Here is a 21,778-nt window from a genome sequence, read left to right on the forward strand (position 1 = left end):
GATGAAAGCCGCCTTCCGGGCGGCTTTTTTCTTCGAGGCCGGCGGCGGCCGCCGCAGATCGCGCTCCCGCCTGGAGCATGCGCTGACGAACGTGCTAGAGGTGTATGGGGAAGCGTTCGGCCACCGCTTGCAGCGCCATCTTCGATTCCCCAGTTGCGCTTTTCGGCATGTGCGGTTATAAGCCCCCGTCCGAACGGTCCGGCAGGGCATGCCGTGGCCGTTCTTAACGCTGGAAATGGACCTCGTCTGTCCGTTTCGAATTCTTAAGAAAAATGGAGTAGCAAAATGCCCAAGATGAAGACGAAATCGTCTGCCAAGAAGCGGTTCAAGATCACCGCTACTGGCAAGGTTCGTGCAGCAGCTGCTGGCAAGCGCCACGGCATGATCAAGCGTTCCAACAAGTTCATCCGCGACGCACGTGGAACCATGGTTCTCGCGGAGCCTGATGGCAAGAAGGTCATCAAGAACTACCTGCCCAACGGTCTCTAAGACTTTCAGGCATTTTGGACACGTTAAGGAGATCATGACATGGCACGTGTAAAACGCGGCGTAACCGCTCACGCCAAGCACAAGAAGACACTCAAGGCAGCCAAGGGCTTCTACGGCCGCCGCAAGAACACCATCCGCGCTGCAAAGGCTGCGGTTGATCGTTCGAAGCAGTTCGCTTACCGCGACCGCAAGGTCAACAAGCGCAACTTCCGCGCTCTCTGGATCCAGCGCATCAACGCTGCCGTCCGCGAATTCGGCCTGACCTACGGCCGCTTCATCGACGGCCTGAACAAGGCTGGCATCGAAGTCGACCGCAAGGTTCTGTCCGACATGGCTATCCATGAGCCGGCAGCATTCGGCGCCCTCGTCGAAGCTTCCAAGAAGGCGCTTGCCTACCTCAAGGAAGCCGGCACGACAAACGAGTTTGAAAGCGCTGTCCGTTAAGCCAGCGTTTTCCCAAAACCGTACTTAAAATTCGTTGGGAAACCCGCGCTGGCAGGGCTAGCGCGGGTTTTTCTTATTTCGCGAGATGAACGTGCGAGACGATCGAAAGGAACTGCCCCGGTTCCACCTTCCGACGACGCTTCAGCCGGGCCTCCGGCTTCGTCGTCCCTGCGTCTTTGCACTGGCATTCTTTGCGACCGCGGCGCGATCACATTCCTGAAGACTTGAGCCGATATAGAACCGAACCCATTCCCGCATCGAGGCAGGACAGAATGAGCGAACTGGAAACACTGGAACGGATACTGCTGGCGGACATCGATGCCGCAGGTGATGAGGGATCGATCGAGGCCGTGCGCGTCAACGCGCTCGGCAAGAAGGGCTCGATCTCCGAGCTCCTGAAGACACTGGGCACTATGACGCCGGAAGAGCGCCAGACCCGCGGTGCGCAGATCAATGCGCTGAAGACCACGGTCGCAGACGCGATCGCCGCCCGCAAGTCGGCGCTGAAGGATCAGGCGATCGCCGAGCGCCTGGCACGTGAGACGGTCGACATCAGCCTGCCGGTCCGCTCCTCGCCGGCCGAGCGCGGCCGCATTCATCCGATCAGCCAGATCGTCGACGAGATCACCGCGATTTTCGGCGACATGGGTTTCTCGATCGCCGAAGGTCCGGATATCGAGACCGACTACTACAATTTCACGGCGCTGAATTTCCCGGAAGGGCATCCCGCCCGCGAGATGCACGACACCTTCTTCTTCAATCCGGATGAGAAGGGCGACCGCAAGGTGCTGCGCACGCACACCTCGCCGGTGCAGATCCGCACCATGGAAGCGCAGCAGCCGCCGATCCGCATCATCATCCCCGGCAAGACCTATCGCCAGGATTCCGATGCGACCCATTCGCCGATGTTCCACCAGGTCGAAGGCCTGGTGATCGACAAGGCGGCGAATGTCGCCAACATGCGCTGGGTTCTGGAAGAGTTCTGCAAGGCCTTCTTCGAGGTCGACCAGGTGACGATGCGCTTCCGTCCGTCCTTCTTCCCCTTCACCGAGCCGTCCTTCGAAGTCGACATCCAGTGCGACCGCTCTGGCCCGATCGTCAAGTTCGGCGAAGGCACCGATTGGATGGAGATCCTCGGCTGCGGCATGGTGCATCCGAACGTGCTCCGGTCCGGCGGGCTCGATCCCGACGAGTATCAGGGTTTTGCCTGGGGCATGGGCCTCGACCGCATCGCCATGCTGAAATACGGCATGCCTGACCTGCGTGACTTCTTCAATGCCGACGTTCGCTGGATGACCCATTACGGCTTCCGCCCGCTGGACATGCCGACGCTGTTCGGTGGTCTCTCGGCCTGATCGCGCAGCTGATCAGAGCGGATGCGCTCACATTCGTTCGCGCTTCCGCTCCTTCTTTTTGTTTTGCCGCATTTGTGCGACGTCAGGTGATGCCACCTGACTGCAAAATGCTCTAGGACACAGGTGAAATCATGAAATTCACGCTTTCCTGGCTCAAGGACCACCTTGATACCGACGCTTCGCTGGAAGAGATCTGCGCGCGGCTGACGATGATCGGGCTCGAGGTCGAGGACGTCGACGACAAGGCCGCCTTCAAGCCCTTCGTCATCGCCAAGGTCGTCTCGGCCGAGCAGCATCCGAATGCCGACAAACTCCGCGTACTGATGGTCGACACCGGCTCGGGCGCCCCGATCCAGGTCGTCTGCGGCGCGCCGAATGCGCGCACCGGCCTCGTCGGCGCCTTTGCCGCTCCCGGCACCTACGTGCCCGGCATCGACGTGACGCTCGCCGTCGGCACCATCCGCGGTGTCGAAAGCCGCGGCATGATGTGCTCGGAAAAGGAACTGCAGATCTCCGAGGATCACAACGGCATCATCGACCTGCCGGCTGACGCGCCGGTCGGTACGAGCTACGCCGCCTATGCCAGTCTCGACGATCCGATGATCGAGATCAACCTGACGCCAAACCGCCCGGACTGCACCAGTGTCTACGGCATTGCCCGTGACCTCGCGGCCTCCGGCCTCGGCACGCTGAAAGCACGGCCTGCGCCCTCCTTCGCCGTCGAAGGCGAAACGCCGGTGAAGCTGACGCTCGACCTCGGCGAAGACAGGCACTTGTGCCCGGGCTTCTCGCTGCGGCTCGTGCGCGGCGTCAAGAACGGCCCGTCGCCGAAGTGGATGCAGCAGCGGCTGCTGGCGATCGGCCTTCGCCCGATCAACGCTTTGGTCGACATCACCAACTACATGACCTTCGACCAGGGCCGACCGATGCACGTCTTCGACGCCGCCAAGGTCAAGGGCAACCTGACGGTCCGCCGCGCCAGGGACGGCGAGACGGTGCTGGCGCTCGACCAGCGCGAATACAAGCTCGGCCCCAACAACGTCGTCATATCGGACGAAAAGGCGATCGAATCGATCGGCGGCGTCATGGGCGGCGAGCATTCCGGCTGCGACGAGAACACCACCGACGTGCTGATCGAATCGGCGCTCTGGGATCCGATGAACATCGCCAAGACCGGCCGCACGCTCGGCATCATCACCGATGCGCGTTACCGTTTCGAGCGTGGTGTCGACCCGGAATACATGGTGCCCGGCCTTGAGCGCACCACCGAGCTCGTGCTCGAGCTCTGCGGTGGCAAGGCCGCCAAGGCGGAAGTGGTCGGCTATGCCGGCTATCAGCCAAAGATCGTCGATTTCCCGGTTTCCGAGGTGAAGCGCCTGACCGGTCTCGAGGTTTCCTCCGAGGAGAGCATCTCGATCCTGAGGAAGCTCGGCTTCGGTGTTGAAGGCTCGGGTGAACGCTTCAAGGTTTCGGTTCCGTCCTGGCGCCCGGATGTCGACGGCAAGGCCGATCTTGTCGAAGAGGTCATGCGCATCCACGGCGTCGACAACATCGTTGCGGCCCCGCTGCCGAGCCATGGCACGGTCAACGGCAAGATCCTGACGACGCTGCAGATCCGCACGCGCCTTGCCAAGCGTACGCTTGCAAGCCGCGGGATGCTGGAAGCGGTCACCTGGTCGTTCATCTCCGAGGATCAGGCAAAGCTCTTCGGCGGCGGCGCGCCGGCGCTGAAGCTCGCCAATCCGATCGCCTCGGACATGTCGGACATGCGCCCGTCGCTGCTGCCGGGCCTGCTGACGGCCGCCCGGCGCAATGCCGACAAGGGTTTTGGCGACGTTGCGATCTTCGAGGTCTCGGGCACCTATGAAGGCGATACGCCGGACGCGCAGCGCCGCGTTGCCGGCGGCATCCGCCGCGGCACGGCCGCGCTGAACGGCGCCGGCCGTCTCTGGTCGAACGCGGCCAAGGGCGGTGGCAAGCCGGTCGACGTTTTCGACGCCAAGGCTGATGCGATTGCCGTGCTTGAAGCCTGCGGCGTGGCGATGGGCAACGTCCAGTTCGAGCCGGGCGGTCCCGCCTGGTACCATCCCGGCCGCTCCGGCACGATCAAGCTCGGCCCGAAGATCGTTCTCGGCACCTTCGGCGAGTTCCATCCGAAGACGCTGGAAGCGCTCGACGTCTCCGGCGCGCTTTGCGGCTTCGAGATCTATGTCGACGCCATGCCCGAACCGAAGAAGAAGGCGACCCGCACCAAGCCGGCGCTCGATCTCTCGCCGTTCCAGGCGGTCAAGCGCGACTTCGCCTTCGTCGTCGACAAGGCGGTCGAGGCCGGCGCCATCCTGCGCGCCGCTTCCGGCGCCGACCGCAAGCTGGTCACCGGCGTCAGCGTCTTCGACGTCTTCGAGGGCGCTTCGCTTGGCGAAGGCAAGAAGTCGATCGCCATCGAGGTCACCATCCAGCCGGTCGAGCGCACGCTGACCGACGAGGATTTTGAAGCGCTCACCGCCAAAATCGTCGCCAATGTGACGAAGTCGACGGGCGGCGTTCTGCGGGCGTAACCGGCTCAAGCACGTATCAATCGAAAGGGCCGCTGCGATCCAGCGGCCCTTTTCGTTTTGCGGTTCAATCCACGCGCTGCATCAGTTCGATGCGGTTTCCGAAGGGATCGTGGACATAACATCTGCGGTAGCCGGCAAGCGGCTCGTCCTGGGCGATCGTCACACCGGCCGCTTCGAGCCGCAGCGTCAGGCGGTCGAGATTGTCGACGAGAAAGGCCGGGTGGGCCTTGCGTGCCGGCCTGAAGTCTTGGTCGATGCCGAGATGCAGGCGGATGCTGCCCTGTTCGAACCAGCAGCCGCCACGCGCGAGAAGATTGGCCGGCTTGCTCACCTCCGAGAGGCCGAGGAGACCGCTGTAGAAGCCGCGTGCCGCCGGTTCGGCACCCGCCGGCATGGCAAGCTGGATATGGTCGATGCCGATGAGCCTGCCCGTCGGCTCGGGTTTCTCTGGGGGTGCCGTCATCACGCGTGCTGATGGAAGACCTTGTTGACGATCACCCAGCGCCCGTCGATCTTCACCAGCGACAGATGATCGGAATAGCGTTCGCCGGCGAAACTGTCGACCACCCTCACGGTTGCAGTGTCACCGGTGATATCGATCTTCTGCACGTCCATCTCCGGCTGGGTTCCAGGGGGGGCTGCACCCGTCTCGATGATCGTCTTGATGAAGCCGTCGCGCGTCGTCCATTCGAGCGCGCCCTTGTAGTTGCCGATAATCGCCGCATCGGGGTGAAACGCCTTGCGCAGCGCGCCCTCGTTGGCAAAGGCCATGCCGTCGACATAGAGGTGCACCACCGCGCTGATCGCCTGCTCGTCGGACATTCCCGCTCCTCCGGATTTGTTGCCGTTGGTTGAGAGGTAGTGCGTCCGGCGTGAATTTCGATGGCAAATCTCCCCGCCCTTCACGGAAGGCGGGGAGAAATGGAGCATTTACAGGAAAAGTGCGAAGCGGTTTTCCGTCAGGAAATGCGGTGAAATCACGGAGATAGAGCGTTTCCAAGACTCCGTTTCTCCTGGAAACGCTCAAGGTCAACGGTTGGTGAGCGCCAGCGATGCGTCCGTGTAGCGATTGCCAGCGACAAGTGCCGGCGACAGCGCTTCGGCAAGGCGGCTGGATTCCTCGGCACTGAGCGAGATGCCTGCCGCGGCGGCATTCTGCTCCAGATGGTCGAGCTTGCGGGCGCCCGGGATAGGCACGATGAAATCACCCTGGTTGATGACCCAGGCGAGCGCGAGTTGAGCCGCGGTCACACCCTTCTCCTCAGCCAGCGCTTGAAGCGTTTCGACCAGCCGGACGTTGGCGTCGAAATTCTCCGCCTGGAAACGCGGTAGCGAGCGCCGGAAATCGTTGGCTTCCAGATCATCGGCCTTGCGCAGCGCGCCGGTCAGCATGCCGCGCCCGAGTGGGCTGTAGGGCACGAAGCCGATGCCGAGTTCGCGGCAGGTGGCGAGCACGTCCGCTTCCGGGTCACGCGACCACAGCGAATACTCGCTCTGCACGGCGGCGATCGGATGAACCTTGTAGGCCCGACGGATGGTGGCGGCACTCGCTTCGGAAAGGCCGAGCGCCCGTACCTTGCCCTCGCGCACCAATTCGGCCATGGCGCCGACGGTATCCTCGATCGGAACCTCCGGGTCGACACGGTGCTGGTAATAGAGGTCGATGACATCGGTGCCGAGCCGCTTGAGCGAGGCTTCGGCCACCGCCTTCGCGTGCTCCGGCCGTCCGTCGACGCCCTTGATCGCTTGGGCCGCCGGCACCCCGGCTTCGATGCGGAAGCCGAATTTGGTGGCGATCGTCACCTTGTCGCGCACGGCACCGAGCGCTTTGCCGAGCAGTTTCTCGTTTTCGAACGGACCATAGACTTCGGCCGTGTCGAAGAAGGTGATGCCGAGGTCGACGGCGCGGTGAAGGGTGCGTATCGATTCCGCCTCATCGGCTGCGCCATAGGCGAAACTCATGCCCATGCAGCCGAGGCCGATGGTGGAGACGGTAAGGTCGTTCCCGAGTTTGCGGGTCTTCATGTCGTTTCCTTTGTCTGGCTGCCACGCGTCGGAACTAGCACGCTGGGAGGGCGCGTCTATCGTCCGAGGCATGAATTGGTGGCTGGACACCGCCGATGCGCCTGAATGGCGGCCGACGGTTCCTCGTTGCCATCGCAGACGAGCTCCTCGCTTCGTCCAGACGTTGGCGACGATTGAAGAATAGGGCCATGCGCGGCGGCTGAAAATCACTGTCAATTCTCACGGGCTGTTCTATTATTTCGATCAATGAACAGAACGCAGCTCTCTCAACTCGCGGTATTGGCCGCCGTTGCCGCCCATGGCAGTTTTCGCGGGGCCGCCCGAGAACTCGGCGTGGCGCCGTCGGCCGTCAGCCACGCCGTCGGCAGCCTCGAGGCGAGCCTTGGGATTCGCCTGCTGGCGCGCACCACACGGAGCGTCGCGCCGACCGAGGAGGGTCGCCGGCTGCTCGAAAGGCTGGCACCGGCGCTGGACGAGATCGCCCATGCGTTGGAAGCGGCCGCGGACGCCCGCGAGCGTCCCGCAGGCAATCTGCGCATCACGGCGCCGCGGTTTGCAGCAGATCTGATCGTCGCGCCAAGGCTCGGCGCGTTCCTGAACCTCTATCCGGAGATCGTCCTGGAAATCGCCAATGAGGATGGCTTCACCAATATTGTCGAAGAAGGCTACGACGCTGGCATCAGGCTCGGCGAAAGCCTGGAAGCCGATATGATCGCCGTCAAAGTTGGGCCTGAGTTGGAAAGCGCCGTCGTCGCTTCGCCCGACTACTTCGAGCGCCACGGGCGGCCGCAGCATCCGCGCGACCTGGCGGAGCATCGTTGCATCCGCCGACGCTTCTCCAACGGCACGCTTTATCGCTGGGAGTTCGAGAAGGGCGGTGAGGAGCTGACGGTATCGGTCGAGGGCCCGCTGATCCTCGGCGAGGACCGGCCGATCATCAAGGCGGCGATGGGCGGCGCCGGGCTTGCCTATCTCTTCCTGTCGCGGGTGGAAACGGCGATCGCCGAAGGACGGCTGGAGCGTGTCATGGAAGACTGGTGCGCACCCTATGCCGGCCCCTATCTTTATTATCCAAGCCGCAGGCAGATGCGGCCGGCACTGCGCGCCTTCATCGATTTCTTCCGGCACAGATAGCCGCGGTGTGGAATTGGGTGGCGCCGTTGGGCCGGATTTGGAATGCCATTGGTCTCGCACTCCGTTTGTTCGGATGAGAAAGGAAAACGATGAAGAAGCCCGGTTCGATGAAGGGTCTCGAAGATCTCGGCCGGGTACGGTTGTCCAGGAATTTCTTCTTCCGCGACTTTCTGCATTCGGAGATCGCCGATTTCTATCGCATCCCGAACATTCCTGACGATCCGGATCTCGCGATCGAGGCCGGGCGCCGCCTCTGCGAGGAGCTGCTGGAGCCGCTAGAGGCGACCTTCGGTCGCCTCGTCATTCGCTCAGGCTACCGCAACCGCGCCGTCAACGGCTTCGGCAATGCCAATGGTCTCAACTGCTCGACCAATGCCGCTTCGGCCGCCGACCATATCTGGGACATGCGCGATGCCGACGGATGCATCGGCGCCAGCGCCTGCATCGTCATCCCCTGGGTCTGGGATCGCCGCGGCGATATCGGCGGCTGGCAGTCGATCGCCTGGTGGATCCACGACCATCTGCCCTATGCCTCGCTTTGCTTTTTCCCGAAGTTATGGGCCTTCAACATCCAGTGGCACGAGCGGCCGGCGCGTCGGATATCGAGTTTTATCCAACCGCGCGGGCTGCTGACGAAGGCCGGCATGGCAAATCAGGCCGGTAGCCATGCCGAGGCCTATGCCGGATTTCCGGATTTGAGGAACGTGCCGAAATTGACCTTGTAGCGCACGTGCTCGTCGGTCCCGGAGTAGCGGTCGTAGAGCCGCCGCGCCATGGCATTGTCGGCCTCGGTGTACCAGTAGAGCCGGTCCCAGCCTTTCTCCTGACAATGCGCGATGAGATCGTCGATCATTGCCCGTGCCACGCCCTGGCCGCGTGCGGCGGGATCGACATAGAGATCCTCGATGTAGCAGATCGGTTGCCGGAAGAAGGTGGCGAGTTGCTCCTGGCAGATGGCAAAGCCCACCGTCTTTTCGTCGAGGATCGCCAAGCGCGCGAAAAGCGGCGTCGAGGGATCGGTCAGCCTCTTCCAGGTGAGGTCGATGATGTCCCCGGCGAGATCGGTGCCGGAAAAGGCGACATAGCCGGCCCAGAGGCGGCGCCAGTCCGCCTCGTCGCCGGCTGTCGCAGCGCGTGTCGTCAATGCCATCGGGTTGGTTTTGCTCCCGTCATTCGCCCACATCGTTGAGCTTTCGGATCGCTTCATCCGACAGCTCCAGTGCGGCAGAACGAATGAGGCTCTCCAATTGCGCGAGGCTGGTGGCGCTGGCGATCGGCGCCGTGACGCCCTTGCGCGTCCGGATCCAGGCGAGCGCGATTTCCGCCTGGGTCGCTCCGGTGTCGGCGGCGATGTCGTCGAGCACGCCGAGGATGCGCATGCCGCGCCCGTCAAGATATTTCTCGACGCCGCTGCCGCGTGCCGAGCCTTCGAGGTCCTTGTGCGTCCGGTACTTTCCCGAGAGAAAGCCGCGCGCCAGCCCGAAATAGCTGATGACGCCGATCTCCTCGGCAATGCAGAGATCGCGCAGCGGCCCTTCGAACGCGTCGCGGTCGTAGAGATTGTATTCCGGCTGCAACACCTGATAGCGCGGCAGGCCCTGGTTTGCGGATACGTCGAGCGCCTCGCGCAGTTGCAGCGAGTTCAGGTTGGAGGCGCCGATGGCCCGGACCTTGCCCTCGGTCAGCAACTGGTCGTAGGCCGTCAGCGTCTCCTCGTAGGGCGTTTCCGGATCGGGCCAATGGGAGAGATAGAGATCGATATGGTCGGTCTGCAGCCGCTGCAGCGAATCCTCGACCGCCTGCAGGATCCAGCGGCGCGAAAGCCCCTTGCGGTCGGGCCCGAGTTCGGAGCCGACCTTGGTGACGATGACGGCCTTGTCGCGCGACCGGCCGGACTGTTTCAGCCATTTGCCGATGATCGTTTCGGATTCGCCGCCCTGATTGCCCGGCGCCCAGGAGGAGTAGACATCAGCCGTATCGATGGCGTTGAACCCGGCATCGAAAAAGGCGTCGAGCAGCGCAAAGGAGGTCTTTTCGTCGGCGGTCCAGCCGAAGACATTGCCGCCGAAGACAAGGGGCGCGATTGTCAGGTCGGTACGGCCAAGTCTCAGTTTTTCCATGGTTTCGCTCCATTGGACTGGATGAAAGCATATCGCGATCGGGAGGATTGCGAAGGGAAAGATAGGGCAGAAAAGCTGACATTGTCACCCGTCTGCCGGCTTTTTTCTGCGAAACGCGAATCTCGGCCGGAACGGTATCAATCGCTTGATAGGTACGTACCTCGGCGCTAGTCTCGGCCGCAAAATCAGGGAGCTTCACCATGTTACGTTTCGGAATTCTGTCCACGGCCCGGATCGGCCGCGACCTCGTCGTGCCGGCCATTCAGGACGCGGAAAACTGCGTCGTTTCGGCTGTAGCCAGCCGCGACTTCGCAAAAGCCCGGGCGATGGCCGATCGCTTCTCCGCACCGCATGCCTTCGGTTCCTACGAGGAGATGCTGGCGTCCGACGTGATCGATGCGGTCTACATTCCGCTCCCGACGGCGCAGCACGTCGAATGGTCAATCAAGGCGGCCGACGCTGGAAAACACGTGCTGTGCGAAAAGCCGATTGCGCTACGCGCCTCCGAGATCGATACGCTGATTGCGGCGCGAGATCGCAATGGCGTGGTGATCGCCGAAGCCTTCATGGTCACCTACAGCCCCGTCTGGCGCAAGGTGCGCTCGCTGCTGGCCGAAGGCGCGATCGGCCGGCTGCGCCACGTCCAGGGCGCCTTCACCTATTTCAACCGCGACCCCAACAACATGCGCAACATTCCAGCGCTCGGCGGCGGCGGTCTGCCGGATATCGGTGTGTACCCGACGATCACCACCCGTTTCGTCACCGGCAAGGAGCCGGTGCGGGCGCAGGCAAGCACCGATCGCGATCCGGAATTCGGCACGGACATCTATTCGAGCGTGCGGGCAGACTTCGGCGATTTCGAGCTGAGCTTCTATATCTCCACCCAGCTCGCCGCCCGCCAGGTCATGGTCTTCCATGGCGACAAGGGCTTCATCGAGGTGAAGTCGCCCTTCAACGCCGATCGTTACGGCCGTGAGGAGGTGGAATTGACGAACCAGAACCACGCCCAGTCCCAGCTCTTCCGCTTCCAGGATGCCCGCCAGTACAAGCTTCAGGCGGAAGCCTTCTCGCGCGCCGCCAAGGGTGAGGACGAGGAAGTGGTGACGCTCGAGAATTCGCGTCTCAATCAGAAATTCATCGACGCGATCTATCGCGCCAGCGCCAAGGATGGCTGGGAGACCATCTGAGACGATCGAAGAATACGAGAAGGTCCGCCGGCATGACCGGCGGACGCCTTTCGCGATCTCTTGAGACCATCCGTCAGGCGATCGCCCCGCGCTCCTGCGCCAGACCGCGCAGCTTGAAGAACAGGAAGTCGGCGACGCCGATCATGCCGATGACGACGAGGGCAATGCCGGCGGCGGAAAGGGAGGCATAGGCGGCGAGCAGCAATGCCAAGCTTCCTACCTGCCAGAGCATGTCGCCGGCGATGCTGATGCGCGCCGAAGCCGTCACCGGGCCGCCATTGCGCGCCGCCGAGAGGTGGAATATCCCCCAGATCAACAGACCGGCACCCAGCGCCTTCAACATGACAGGCGTGATGAGGGGCGTCGCGGCGGCGTTGACCAGTGCAGCCAGCGGCACTGCTGCGAGGATCAGCGCGGCGCCGGAGACGAGCGAGAAGGCGCCGTCGGCGAGGAAGGTCTTGTTGAGCGGGCTGCGGTTCGAGAGGGTCATCTTCGGCTCCATCCGTTTGTCGATGGCCGGATGTTGCGCCGATGACGTCATCAAACCAATTACCTCTGAGGTAATGGATTTTACTCGGCCCGCGCGCCAGTCTGCCGGGCAAATGGAGAATCACGACACATGCAGTTTGGCGAACATCTGAAGGAGTGGCGCGGACACCGCCGCATGAGCCAGCTCGACCTGGCGGTCGCCGCCGGCATTTCGGCGCGTCACCTCTCGTTCCTCGAAACCGGCCGCTCGAAACCGTCGGAAGGCATGATCCTGCGGTTGGCCTCGGTGCTGGAAGTCCCGGCCCGCGACCAGGGGACGCTGTTTTCGGCAGCCGGCTATCGACCGCGCATGGCGACACGGCCGGCCGCGGGCCTGGACGCCATGCCGCCGGCCGTCGCCAATGCCATCAGGCTGATCCTGGCGCGCCACGATCCCTATCCCGGCCTGGTGCTCGACCACGAATATACGTTGCTGGTGGTCAACCCGGCGCTGGCGAGCCTGGCCGTCGCCGCCGACATTCCGTTCCAGCCGGGAGAAAATTTCCTCGACACCTTCCTCGGCAATGACAATGTGCGCAAGCTGGTCGTCAATTGGGAGCCGGCGGCCGCCGATCTCGTGCAGCGCGTGCGCACGGAGGCCTGGCTGCAAGGACCGCGCAGCCGCCTCGGCAAACGCCTGGAGAAGGCCGCGTCCAATCCCGCAGTGGCGCGCGCGGTCGAGAATCATCCGGACACTGACCGGCTGCCCGTTCTGCCGATCGAACTCGATGTCGGCGGCTTGCGGCTGAGCTTCATCACCACGCTGCAGACCTTCGGCTCGACCCAGGATGCGCTGGTGGAGGGTGTGCTGATCGAATCCTTCTTCCCTGCGGACGAGGAGACCAAGGCGTTTTTCGAGCGAAAAGGATAAGTGCTAAAGCGTCCTTTGTGCGTTCGTCTGAACGCGCGGCGCTCTAGCGGCTGTCGCGCTGCAGGCCGACTGCGATGGCGCCGCATAGCATCAACGCGACGCCCATATTATAGGCGCCGATCGCTGCCGCCGCTTCGACCCAGCTGCCGCTGACACCTGCCAAAGCCAGCAGCACCGCACCGACCAGCACGCAGACACGCGCAGAGCGCAGACCGCATGTGATGATGCCGAGAAGGAAGGAGGCGGTGACGATCATGGTCCCGGTACCCTTACGAGTTGATGATGATCATGCCGCTGATGATCAGCGCGGCACCGAGCGCGTAGCGTAGCGTCACCGCCTCGCCGAGAAAGACGACGGCAAGCAGCGGCACAATGCAGAAGGTGAGCGCCATGAACGAATAGGCGATCGTCAGCGGCACGGACTTGATCGTGAAGATCCAGATGATCGTGCCGATGCCGTAGACGGCCAAGGCGGTGAGCAATGTCGGGTTAAGGGCCAGCGCCAGCAGCCCTTGCGCGTTGGCGTCGCCGGTCTTGGCGCTTGTCAATTTGAAGAGGATCTGACCGGCCGAAATCAGCACCGGCGTGAAGAACAGTCCGAACCAGACGGCGGGCTGAAGATTGAGGTTCATCGCCACGTCTCACACCGCCAGAGCTTTGTCTTCGCGATAGTAGATGTCGCGGCCGATATCGATGCACTCGTGCTCGGCTGGCACCGGATGCACCGCGCGAAGGAAGGAGTGGGTATAGGGGAAGAAATTGAAGTGCGGATTGAAGGTGTAGCGATACTCGCGCTCGCGTGGCACGACAATGATCAGGCGCCGGCGGGCAATCCGTCGAAGTTCGGAGATCGCTTTGCGATAGTCGAGGATATGTTCGATGACATGGGTGCAGACGACGGTGTCGAACTCGCCATCCGCAAATGGCAGGTCCTCGATCATCGCCGCGTGATATTCCACGCCCTCGATCCGGGCCGCGTCGTCGATGGCGAAGTCGACGCCTGTCAGGCGCTTGACCTCGGGATTGGCAGCGCGGATGCGTTTCAACAGAACGCCGGTTCCGCAGCCGACGTCGCAGACGCTGTCGCCGACGACGCTTGCGGCGATCTTGCGCACGCAGGCTTCGGAATTGTCCGTTCCCTCGTGAACCCTCGGATGGCGCCGATAGAGGTCTTCGTATTCGCGTGCCGACAGGAACGGCGCCCGCGCGCGAAACTCCGCGAGATGCGCGATATGCTTGCCCCAGGCGAGGCTCGCCATGCCCTTGAACAGGCGCGAATCCCTGAGGATCGGCGGTATGACGTCTTCGATGATGAAGCGTATGCGGTTGGTTGTTTCCCGGTTCATCCGTGACGTTCCCGAACGATCCGTGCCTGCGTTCCGATCACCAAGTCCTCGGTCTGGGACAAAGCGAGGCCGCCCTTCGCGCTGTCGAGGGGAGCGGCCCGTGCGGCGGTTGCGATATAGTGAAGACGAAGCTGCTCGGTCCGGGCCCGTGAGACGGAATCGAGGATCAGGCCCGCCGTGAACATGATGATCGACACCATCAGCATGGCCAGCGCGAAGACCCAGGTCGGCATGCGCGGCACGAGCCCGGTGGCGAAATACTCGAGCAGCACCGGCATCATGAAACCGACGCTCGTCGAGAGGAAAGCCATGCCGATCAGTCCGAAGAACGTGAAAGGCCGCGTTTCTTTCATGAGCATTGCGAAGGTCCAGAGGATCTTGGCGCCGTCCCTGTATGTCGACAGCTTGGAATGGGAGCCGTCGGGTCTTCGGCCATAGTCCAGTTCAAGCTCTGCGACCGGCAGTTTCAGCCGCGAGGCATGGACCGACATCTCCGTCTCGATCTCGAAGCCGTTCGAAACGGCAGGGAAGCTCTTGGCGAACCGCCGCGAAAAGACCCGGTAGCCGGAGAAGATGTCGTTGAAATCCGTACCGAACATCGATCGGTAGAGAAGGTTGAAGAGCCTGTTGCCGAGCGCATGACCCTGTCTGCCCGCGTCGTTGTGGACGCCGCGCCGCGTCCCGACGACCATGTCAGCGCGCTCTGTGATCAAGGTGCGGATCAGATCTTCCGCATCCGTCGGACAATAGGTGCTGTCGCCGTCGGCCATCACATAGATGTCGGCATCGATATCGGCGAGCATCCGGCGCACCACGTGCCCCTTGCCCTGCCGGCGCTCGCGCACGACGGTCGCACCGGCAAGCATGGCCTTCAGCGCCGTGCCGTCCGTCGAATTGTTGTCGTAGACATAGATCTGCGCCGTCGGCAGTGCCGCCTGGAAGCCCTGAACCACTTGCCCGATGGTCGACGCTTCGTTGTAGCAAGGCAGCAGAACGGCGATGTTGAAACGGTCGAACATCCGGGTGGCTCGGCTCATGTTGGGTCGGCGTCATCATAGGCATCAGGGTGTTAACAAGACGCCAAGGGCCGCGTCCGTGCGCGCAACCCCCCAAATTGTCGTGGGCTTTACGCTTTTTTGAGCGCTCGTCGTTAGGTTGCGATGTGATCGAGACGGGCGAGGATCCATGGCGAACGGGACGGCGACGCTTTCTGAGGCGATTTCGAAGAACGCGCCGAGGCCGTTCTGGTCGAGCCTGCGTTCGATGGTGTTCGTCTACGGCGCTCCCACCATCCTCGTCCTTGTCGCCCGGTTCCTGATGGCGTCCGACTATGTTGGCCGCGACAATGATGATGTCATGCGTCTGGTTCAGGTCCGCGATCTCCTCGCTGGCCAGAGCTGGTTCGACCTGACGCAAGCCCGCCTCGGCCTGGAAGGCGGCACGCTGATGCACTGGTCGCGCCTCATCGACCTGCCGATCGCCGCACTCATTTCCGTCTTCAGGCCTTTCGTCGGGACGGCGCAGGCTGAAACTTTGGCCTTGGGGTTCTGGCCGATTTCGCTTGCGATCCCGTTGCTGGCGGCCATGGGCCTGGCCGGCCGTCGTGCCGGTGGCGTGGCGGCGATGCATTTCTGCCTGGGACTCACCACGATCTTCATCGTCACCACCAATCGCTTCCTTGGCGGCTCGATCGATCACCACAACGTGCAGTTGGTACTCGTCGCAGCCATGGCAGCAACGCTGGTCGATCGAGAGTTTCGCGCGTCGAGCTACGCCATTGCAGGATTGGCGGCGGCGCTGGCGATTGCCATTGGTGCGGAAACGACGCCGTTTGTGGCCGTGGTCTGCGCGGTCGTTGCCTGCCAGTGGGTTTGGGTCGGCCGACAGGCTTCGCAGGCTACCGTTGCCTTTGGCCTTTCGCTCGCTGCAACCCTGAGCCTCTTCTTCTTCGTGACGGTACCGCCGCGCCTCTACCTGGCCGCAACCTGCGACAACCTCTCGATCGCCTTCTACTCGCTGGCGCTGACCGGAGGCGGCCTGCTGGCGCTTGCCGCCGCCACGCTAAGCCGTCGGTCGACTGTCGTGCGGTGTTTTGCCCTTGGCGCTTGCGGCCTGGGGGTCATTGTCGTGGCACTGTGGGTGGCGCCGCAATGCCTGGGCAATCCCTTGGCAGCGCTTGACCCGTTGCTCCGCGAGCTGTGGCTCGACAACGTCACCGAAGCGCGCTCTTTCGCAGCCGTTGCAACGGGGGAACCCGCGAGCATCGGCGCCTACTACTTCACCGGTGCCTTTGCCGCGCTTCTCTGTGCCTGGCGCATCTGGCGTCGCGACAGGGTCGATCTCAACCTCATCCTCTTCGCGCTTGTGTCTTCGAGCCTGATGATTGCGCTCATCCAGGTACGCGGAATGGCCTTTTCCAATCTCCTGGCGATCGTACCGATCGCGTTGCTGCTCTCGAATCTGCGTGCCCGCTCAAACGGCGGAACGGCAGGCGTGGGCGCGTCTCTGCTCTATGTCGGCACGCTTCTCATTTCGGTTCCAGCGGTTTGGGCCATTGCCGGGGTTCTTGTCGACAAGGGAATCGGAGGAGTTGTGGCGGGTGAAACCGCAACCTCGAACGGTAAGGCGTGCCTGACAACGTCATCGCTGACCGATCTGGAAGGCTTGCCGCCGTCGTTCATTGTCGGGCCATCGGATATCGGTGCAACCCTGCTTCGCCGCACCCAGCACCGCGTGCTGAGCGCACCCTACCATCGCAATGCCGCCGGCATGCTCATGGAGCTGAAGATCGGTCTGGCACCGGCCGAGGACGCGGCGGCCATGTTGCGCCAGCTCGGACATCCGGTCCTGGCCTTCTGCGCTGCGGACGTGCAGGCGCGAATGATCGCCGCGCGGGCGCCACAAGGCTTCTATGCTGAGCTTGCCGCCGGGCGCGTGCCGGCGTTCCTTTCGCCCCTTCCGGTTTCCGAGGGTTCGCCCATTCGCCTCTATGCGCTGAAACCGTAAGCGGCGTCGGCCGCTTGGGGCGTTGGAAAGCGCAACGGATGTGCTGGCCTTCGGCGAAGGGTGCGGTAAAAGAAGCCATGGCTTCTTTCTTCGACAGCGATTCTCCGAGCAACCTCACCGAATATTCGGTGTCCGAGCTTTCGGGCTCGATCAAGCGAACGGTCGAGCAGGCCTTCGATCAGGTGCGCGTGCGCGGCGAGATCTCGGGCTATCGCGGCCCGCACTCGTCGGGCCATGCCTATTTCGCGCTCAAGGACGACCGGGCGCGCATCGATGCGGTGATCTGGAAGGGTACTTTCTCGCGCCTGCGCTTCCGCCCGGAAGAGGGCATGGAAGTGATCGCGACCGGCAAGGTCACGACTTTCCCGGGTTCGTCGAAATACCAGATCGTCATCGAAACGATGGAGCCGGCCGGTGCCGGCGCGTTGATGGCGCTCCTCGAAGAACGCAAGCGCAAGCTGGCTGCGGAAGGGCTGTTTGATGCCGACCGCAAGCGGTCACTGCCCTATATGCCCAAGGTGATCGGCGTGGTCACTTCGCCGACGGGCGCTGTCATTCGCGATATCCTGCACCGCATTGCCGACCGTTTCCCCGTGCATGTCGTCGTCTGGCCGGTGCGCGTCCAGGGCGACGGCTCTGGCGACGAGGTGGCGGCGGCGATCCGCGGCTTCAACGACATCGCGCCCGGTGGGCCGATCGCCCGGCCAGACGTGCTGATCGTTGCCCGCGGCGGTGGCAGCCTTGAGGACCTCTGGGGCTTCAACGACGAGGCGGTGGTCCGGGCTGTGGCGGCCTCCGAGATCCCGCTGATTTCCGCCGTCGGTCACGAGACCGACTGGACGCTGATCGATCACGCCGCCGACCAGCGGGCGCCGACGCCGACGGGTGCGGCGGAAATGGCGGTGCCGGTCAAGGCCGATCTCGAAGCCGGTGTCTCCGGCCTTTCGGCGCGTCTCAAGGCGGCGGTCGGGCGGCAGATGGACAATCGCCGCCAGGCGGTGCGTTCACTGGCACGCGCCCTGCCGTCTCTCGATCAGCTTCTGGCGCTCCCGCGCCGCCGCTTCGACGAGGCCGCCCTCGGCCTCGGTCGTGGCCTGCAGATGAACACCGCCAACAAGCGCCGCCAGTTCGAGCGCGTCTCGTCTGAGCTGCGTGCCGATCTTCTCAAAGGCAAATTCTCGGAGCGCCGCCAGCGTCTGGTCGATGCCATGAACAAGGCCGAGCGCATCGTCGAGCGGCAGGTGCATCGCGGCGAGGCGCGGGTCCAGGCGGCGGATGCTGCGCTGCGCGCGCTGCCCTCACGCCTCATCGGCCAGATCCATCGCGCCTCCGATCGCGTCGGAGGCCTTGCCGCCCGGTCCGACGTTGCCGTGCGCGCCGACGTGCGCCGCCTTCGCAGCGTCATCGTCGCCCAGGATCGCATCCTGCAGTCGCTCTCCTATCGCAACGTCCTGCAGCGCGGTTTCGCGCTGGTTCGCGATGCCGATGGCGGTCCTGTGCGCCAAGCGGCGGCCGTCTCCGCCGGCATGGCACTCAGCCTGGAATTCGCCGATGGCCGCGTTTCGGCGATTGCGGGCGAGGGGGAGAGCGAACCGGTTTCTCCGCCGTCGGCGCCGCGCAAGAAGCAGCAGAAGCCCACGGAGCCGGCGGCAGACCCGCCAAAGCAGGGTAGCCTGTTCTAGAGCGTCCTTTGTGCGTTCAGATGAACGCACAAAGGACGCTCTAGCGCGTTTCATCCTGCTGTCACGGAGGTGGCATAACGCCAGCGTTCGCTCCCTCGGAGATTGAGTCGGATATGGTCGAACGAGCCAAGATCATCTTCATCCATGGTGCCTCCAGCAGCGGCAAATCCACGCTGGCGCGCGCGGTCCAGGCGCAGATCGGCGAACCGTTCTGGCACGTCTCGATCGACCATCTGCGCGACTCGGGCATGCTGCCGATGGAAAGATTTCGGCGCGGAGATTTTCGCTGGAGGGACCATCGTGCCCGTTTCTTCGAAGGGTTCCATCGCTCGCTGGTTGCCTATGCTTCGGCCGGCAACAGTCTCCTGCTGGAGCATATTCTCGAGGAGCCCGGCTGGGCGGCTGATTTGGCGGTGATGTTCGAACCCTTCGATGTCTACTTTGTCGCGCTTCACTGTGAGCTTGCGGAACTCGTGCGACGAGAAACGCTTCGGTCCGATCGGCCAATTGGCAGCGCCGCAGACGACTTTCACCGCATTCATGAGGGGCAGCGCTACGACCTTCAGCTTCATTCGCGAGACGCGGCCGAAGACAACGCGGCTAAGCTCATCTCCGCCTGGACGTTGCGCCGGTCGCCATCCGTCTTCGATGAACTCGCTCTCAAGGCTCGATCGAAAAAGGCCGTTCCGCCTCGTTAGCCGGGCAAAAGCTTGCCTTCGTTTTCGGCCCCAGCCTACGAATGAGGAACAACAGATGCATATTCTGCTCGTGCTTGCTCACCCGCTCGAAGACAGTTTTGCCGCGAGCGTGGCGCGTGAAGCGCGTGCTGCTTTGGAGGCGAGCGGCCATTCCGTCGACCTGCTCGATCTCTATCGCGAGGATTTCGATCCGCGCCTGAGCGTGGCGGAGCGCGGCAGCTATTTCAGCGACGCCTATGATCGATCGGCAGCCGCCGACTGGATAAAGCGGCTGCAGGCAGCCGATGGAATGGTCCTCGTCTTTCCGCAGTGGTGGTTCAATTTCCCGGCGATCCTCAAGGGGTTCTTCGACCGGGTCTTCGCACCGGGCGTCGCCTTCGACAATGACCCAGCCGGTGGCCGCATCATCCCGCGCCTTCACAACATCAAAGTCTTCTGGGCGCTGACCACGACCGGCTCGCCCTGGTGGGTGGTGCACCTCTATATGGGCAATCCGGTGAAGCGGTTGTTGAAGCGTGGCATCGCCGCCTTCTGTGCCAAGGGGCTGAATTTCCGCATGCTCAGCCTGCACGACATGGACAGGGCGACTGACGCCAAACGCAAGGCGCATCTGGCGCGTGTGCGCCGGCTCGTCGCCCGTATCTAGCCGCGGCTACTCGAAGGCAGCAAGATATTTGCGTAGCAACCCGTCGAGCGCCGCGCGCTCCTCCGGCGAGAGCTCGGAAACAACGCGATGCTGGTTCGCCACATGGGCGGTTGCCGCCTCATCGACACGGCGCAACCCTTCTTCCGTCAGTGCGATGATGACGCTGCGCCTGTCCTCGGGATTGGCGATCCTCTCGACCAGTCCCGCCTTCTCCAGCTGGTCGATGCGGTTGGTCATCGTGCCGGAACTGACCATGGTCGTATCCAGAAGTTCGCCGGGCGAGAGCCGGTAGGGTGCGCCGGAGCGGCGCAGCGTTGCCAGCACGTCGAAGCTCGACGCGCTGAGGCCGCGTTCGGAAAAGCTTTTCTCGATCTCCCGGGCGACATGGGTCGAAAGCCGCGAGAGGCGACCGAGCAGGCCCATGGCCGACACGTCGAGATCCGGCCGTTCGCGATGCCATTGGGCCAGTATCCTGTCGACGCGATCCATTCGAAGCCTCCATCGTTTCGCCAGCTATAGGGTATCTTGACGTAGAGATAAACTATGGTAGTCTCGATTTATCTTGATATAGAGATTCTTGAGATAAAGATATGAGCAAAAACCGTAACGTCGATCTCGCCTTGACCGCACTCGCGCCGGCCATCTGGGGCAGCACTTACCTCGTAACGACCGAGTTTCTGCCATCGGGCTATCCGTTTACGGTCGCCATGCTGCGGGCGCTGCCAGCCGGGCTTCTCTTGTTGCTCATCGTCCGGCGTCTCCCTGAAGGCATCTGGTGGCCGCGTACTTTTATCCTGGGCGCTCTCAACTTCTCCTTCTTCTGGGCGATGCTGTTCGTCTCTGCTTACAGGCTACCGGGCGGCGTCGCCGCAACTGTAGGCGCCGTCCAGCCGCTGATCGTCATCCTGCTGTCGCGCGTCTTTCTCGGCTCGCCGATCCGCGTACTCAGCGTTGTTGCCGGTCTAGCGGGCATCGCCGGCGTTGCCCTTCTGGTGCTGACACCCGGCGCCACGCTTGATCCGCTCGGCGTTCTTGCTGGCCTCGCCGGTGCCGTCTCCATGGCCTTTGGCACGGTGCTGAGCCGTCATTGGGCGCCACCGGTGCCGCCGCTCACCTTCACCGCCTGGCAATTGGCGGCGGGTGGTCTGCTGCTCGTGCCGGTGGCGCTGTTCTTCGAGCCGTCGCTACCGCCGCTGACCACGGCCAACGTCCTCGGGCTTGCCTATCTCGGCCTGATCGGCGCCGCCTTCACCTATCTGCTCTGGTTCCGCGGCCTGTCGCGCCTCGAACCGTCAGCCGTATCGCCGCTCGGCTTCCTGAGCCCGGTCGTTGCCATCCTGCTCGGCTGGGGCGTGCTTGGCGAGCATCTGACGTCGATCCAGGCCCTCGGTATCCTCGTCGTCTTCGCCAGTGTCTGGCTCAGCCAGCGCGCACAATTGATGCCGAAGGTACGACCGGCCCGCGCCTGAGCGTGGTCTTGCAACCATAGGGCAAGCGCTTCACATTGCCGGGAACCTCAATCCCTGAGCCCTGATGACCGAGCACCTGACGCCGGCGCACTATTTCGATCTCCTCCGCTTCGCCAAGCGCCAGACCCGCCGTGCGGCCGAAGCGGAGGATTTGCTGCATGAAGCGTTGATCGTGGCGCTCAAGGCAAAGCGCTTCCCCACGTTGGTGATCGCGCCTGGT

At 63.2% G+C, this 21,778-nt stretch carries 24 protein-coding genes; 13 read left to right on the forward strand and 11 right to left on the reverse strand.

The annotated features are described in order from the left end of the window. Positions 1–285: 285 nt before the first annotated feature. From rpmI to pheT, 4 genes are all read left to right on the forward strand, one after another. On the forward strand, positions 286–489 hold the full coding sequence (rpmI, locus tag ACN9MO_RS18790) for a 50S ribosomal protein L35 (RefSeq protein WP_025425550.1): 204 nt from the start codon (positions 286–288) through the stop codon (positions 487–489). Positions 490–528: 39 nt separating this feature from the next. Beyond that, positions 529–933 (forward strand): 50S ribosomal protein L20, encoded by a 405-nt coding sequence (rplT, locus tag ACN9MO_RS18795; protein ID WP_025425551.1) that lies wholly within the window; start codon positions 529–531, stop codon positions 931–933. A gap of 272 nt (positions 934–1,205) precedes the next feature. After that, the gene (gene pheS / locus ACN9MO_RS18800; RefSeq protein WP_057247870.1) at positions 1,206–2,288 is read left to right on the forward strand and encodes a phenylalanine--tRNA ligase subunit alpha; all 1,083 of its coding nucleotides are present in this window, start codon (positions 1,206–1,208) and stop codon (positions 2,286–2,288) included. Between the two features lie 131 nt (positions 2,289–2,419). Next, on the forward strand, positions 2,420–4,846 hold the full coding sequence (gene pheT / locus ACN9MO_RS18805) for a phenylalanine--tRNA ligase subunit beta (protein ID WP_113131983.1): 2,427 nt from the start codon (positions 2,420–2,422) through the stop codon (positions 4,844–4,846). 64 nt (positions 4,847–4,910) lie between these two features. On the opposite strand, the gene ACN9MO_RS18810 is transcribed toward pheT, so the two are convergent. The 3 genes from ACN9MO_RS18810 to ACN9MO_RS18820 all read right to left on the reverse strand — a co-directional run bounded on the left by ACN9MO_RS18810 (position 4,911) and on the right by ACN9MO_RS18820 (position 6,871). After that, positions 4,911–5,309, reverse strand: a complete 399-nt coding sequence (locus ACN9MO_RS18810; protein WP_058326220.1) for a VOC family protein — start codon at positions 5,307–5,309, stop codon at positions 4,911–4,913. Next, complete coding sequence (locus ACN9MO_RS18815) at positions 5,309–5,668, reverse strand: nuclear transport factor 2 family protein (protein ID WP_057247873.1); 360 nt, start codon at positions 5,666–5,668, stop codon at positions 5,309–5,311. The genes ACN9MO_RS18810 and ACN9MO_RS18815 overlap by 1 nt, the downstream gene beginning before the upstream one ends. A 207-nt stretch (positions 5,669–5,875) precedes the next feature. Further along, positions 5,876–6,871, reverse strand: a complete 996-nt coding sequence (locus ACN9MO_RS18820) for an aldo/keto reductase (RefSeq protein ID WP_112994194.1) — start codon at positions 6,869–6,871, stop codon at positions 5,876–5,878. A 246-nt stretch (positions 6,872–7,117) separates the two neighbouring features. Here ACN9MO_RS18820 and ACN9MO_RS18825 point away from each other — a divergent pair, with 246 nt between their 5' ends. Both ACN9MO_RS18825 and ACN9MO_RS18830 read left to right on the forward strand, forming a co-directional pair. Then, positions 7,118–8,005: a LysR family transcriptional regulator gene (locus tag ACN9MO_RS18825; RefSeq protein ID WP_112994193.1), complete on the forward strand. Its 888-nt coding sequence runs from the start codon at positions 7,118–7,120 to the stop codon at positions 8,003–8,005. Between the two features lie 89 nt (positions 8,006–8,094). After that, positions 8,095–8,730 (forward strand): hypothetical protein, encoded by a 636-nt coding sequence (locus tag ACN9MO_RS18830; RefSeq protein WP_057247876.1) that lies wholly within the window; start codon positions 8,095–8,097, stop codon positions 8,728–8,730. Here ACN9MO_RS18830 and ACN9MO_RS18835 read toward each other — a convergent pair. Beyond that, on the reverse strand, positions 8,682–9,155 hold the full coding sequence (locus tag ACN9MO_RS18835; RefSeq protein ID WP_058324627.1) for a GNAT family N-acetyltransferase: 474 nt from the start codon (positions 9,153–9,155) through the stop codon (positions 8,682–8,684). The genes ACN9MO_RS18830 and ACN9MO_RS18835 overlap by 49 nt on opposite strands. Positions 9,156–9,174: 19 nt before the next feature. Beyond that, a complete protein-coding gene (locus ACN9MO_RS18840; RefSeq protein WP_058326223.1) occupies positions 9,175–10,125 on the reverse strand; it encodes an aldo/keto reductase in 951 nt (316 codons plus the stop codon). Positions 10,126–10,325: 200 nt separating this feature from the next. Between ACN9MO_RS18840 and ACN9MO_RS18845 the strand changes: the two genes are divergently transcribed. Next, on the forward strand, positions 10,326–11,312 hold the full coding sequence (locus tag ACN9MO_RS18845; protein ID WP_058326224.1) for a Gfo/Idh/MocA family protein: 987 nt from the start codon (positions 10,326–10,328) through the stop codon (positions 11,310–11,312). 73 nt (positions 11,313–11,385) lie between these two features. Here the strand turns inward: ACN9MO_RS18845 and ACN9MO_RS18850 are convergent, their stop codons facing one another. Further along, on the reverse strand, positions 11,386–11,802 hold the full coding sequence (locus ACN9MO_RS18850) for a hypothetical protein (protein WP_245296030.1): 417 nt from the start codon (positions 11,800–11,802) through the stop codon (positions 11,386–11,388). A 129-nt stretch (positions 11,803–11,931) separates the two neighbouring features. On the opposite strand from ACN9MO_RS18850, the gene ACN9MO_RS18855 reads away from it, so the two are divergent. Beyond that, positions 11,932–12,711: a helix-turn-helix domain-containing protein gene (locus ACN9MO_RS18855; protein ID WP_113131984.1), complete on the forward strand. Its 780-nt coding sequence runs from the start codon at positions 11,932–11,934 to the stop codon at positions 12,709–12,711. A gap of 43 nt (positions 12,712–12,754) precedes the next feature. Here ACN9MO_RS18855 and ACN9MO_RS18860 read toward each other — a convergent pair whose 3' ends face one another. From ACN9MO_RS18860 to ACN9MO_RS18875, 4 genes are read right to left on the reverse strand one after another with little or no spacing between them, the layout of a single operon-like run. Further along, positions 12,755–12,967, reverse strand: coding sequence for a hypothetical protein (locus ACN9MO_RS18860; RefSeq protein WP_113131985.1), 213 nt, complete (start codon positions 12,965–12,967; stop codon positions 12,755–12,757). 13 nt (positions 12,968–12,980) lie between these two features. Beyond that, entirely contained in the window at positions 12,981–13,343 is a 363-nt protein-coding gene (locus ACN9MO_RS18865; RefSeq protein WP_058324557.1) for a hypothetical protein, read from the reverse strand. A gap of 9 nt (positions 13,344–13,352) precedes the next feature. Then, a complete protein-coding gene (locus tag ACN9MO_RS18870; RefSeq protein ID WP_058324558.1) occupies positions 13,353–14,057 on the reverse strand; it encodes a class I SAM-dependent methyltransferase in 705 nt (234 codons plus the stop codon). Beyond that, positions 14,054–15,094 (reverse strand): glycosyltransferase family 2 protein, encoded by a 1,041-nt coding sequence (locus tag ACN9MO_RS18875; RefSeq protein ID WP_425985992.1) that lies wholly within the window; start codon positions 15,092–15,094, stop codon positions 14,054–14,056. Before ACN9MO_RS18875 ends, ACN9MO_RS18870 begins: the two co-directional genes overlap by 4 nt. A gap of 148 nt (positions 15,095–15,242) precedes the next feature. Between ACN9MO_RS18875 and ACN9MO_RS18880 the strand changes: the two genes are divergently transcribed. The 4 genes from ACN9MO_RS18880 (at position 15,243) to ACN9MO_RS18895 (ending at position 20,089) form a co-directional block, all read left to right on the forward strand. After that, complete coding sequence (locus tag ACN9MO_RS18880; protein WP_425985995.1) at positions 15,243–17,063, forward strand: hypothetical protein; 1,821 nt, start codon at positions 15,243–15,245, stop codon at positions 17,061–17,063. 77 nt (positions 17,064–17,140) lie between these two features. Next, on the forward strand, positions 17,141–18,745 hold the full coding sequence (gene xseA / locus ACN9MO_RS18885) for an exodeoxyribonuclease VII large subunit (RefSeq protein WP_113132138.1): 1,605 nt from the start codon (positions 17,141–17,143) through the stop codon (positions 18,743–18,745). 113 nt (positions 18,746–18,858) lie between these two features. Beyond that, positions 18,859–19,443: a chloramphenicol phosphotransferase CPT family protein gene (locus ACN9MO_RS18890; protein WP_063891538.1), complete on the forward strand. Its 585-nt coding sequence runs from the start codon at positions 18,859–18,861 to the stop codon at positions 19,441–19,443. A 55-nt stretch (positions 19,444–19,498) separates the two neighbouring features. Next, complete coding sequence (locus tag ACN9MO_RS18895) at positions 19,499–20,089, forward strand: NAD(P)H-dependent oxidoreductase (RefSeq protein WP_113131987.1); 591 nt, start codon at positions 19,499–19,501, stop codon at positions 20,087–20,089. Positions 20,090–20,095: 6 nt separating this feature from the next. On the opposite strand, the gene ACN9MO_RS18900 is transcribed toward ACN9MO_RS18895, so the two are convergent. Beyond that, the gene (locus ACN9MO_RS18900) at positions 20,096–20,578 is read right to left on the reverse strand and encodes a MarR family winged helix-turn-helix transcriptional regulator (protein ID WP_058324561.1); all 483 of its coding nucleotides are present in this window, start codon (positions 20,576–20,578) and stop codon (positions 20,096–20,098) included. A gap of 101 nt (positions 20,579–20,679) precedes the next feature. Here ACN9MO_RS18900 and ACN9MO_RS18905 point away from each other — a divergent pair, with 101 nt between their 5' ends. After that, the gene (locus tag ACN9MO_RS18905; RefSeq protein WP_113131988.1) at positions 20,680–21,558 is read left to right on the forward strand and encodes an EamA family transporter; all 879 of its coding nucleotides are present in this window, start codon (positions 20,680–20,682) and stop codon (positions 21,556–21,558) included. Positions 21,559–21,778: the final 220 nt, after the last annotated feature.

The organism is Ensifer sp. R-19 (assembly GCF_049905105.1).
GTDB lineage: Bacteria > Pseudomonadota > Alphaproteobacteria > Rhizobiales > Rhizobiaceae > Ensifer.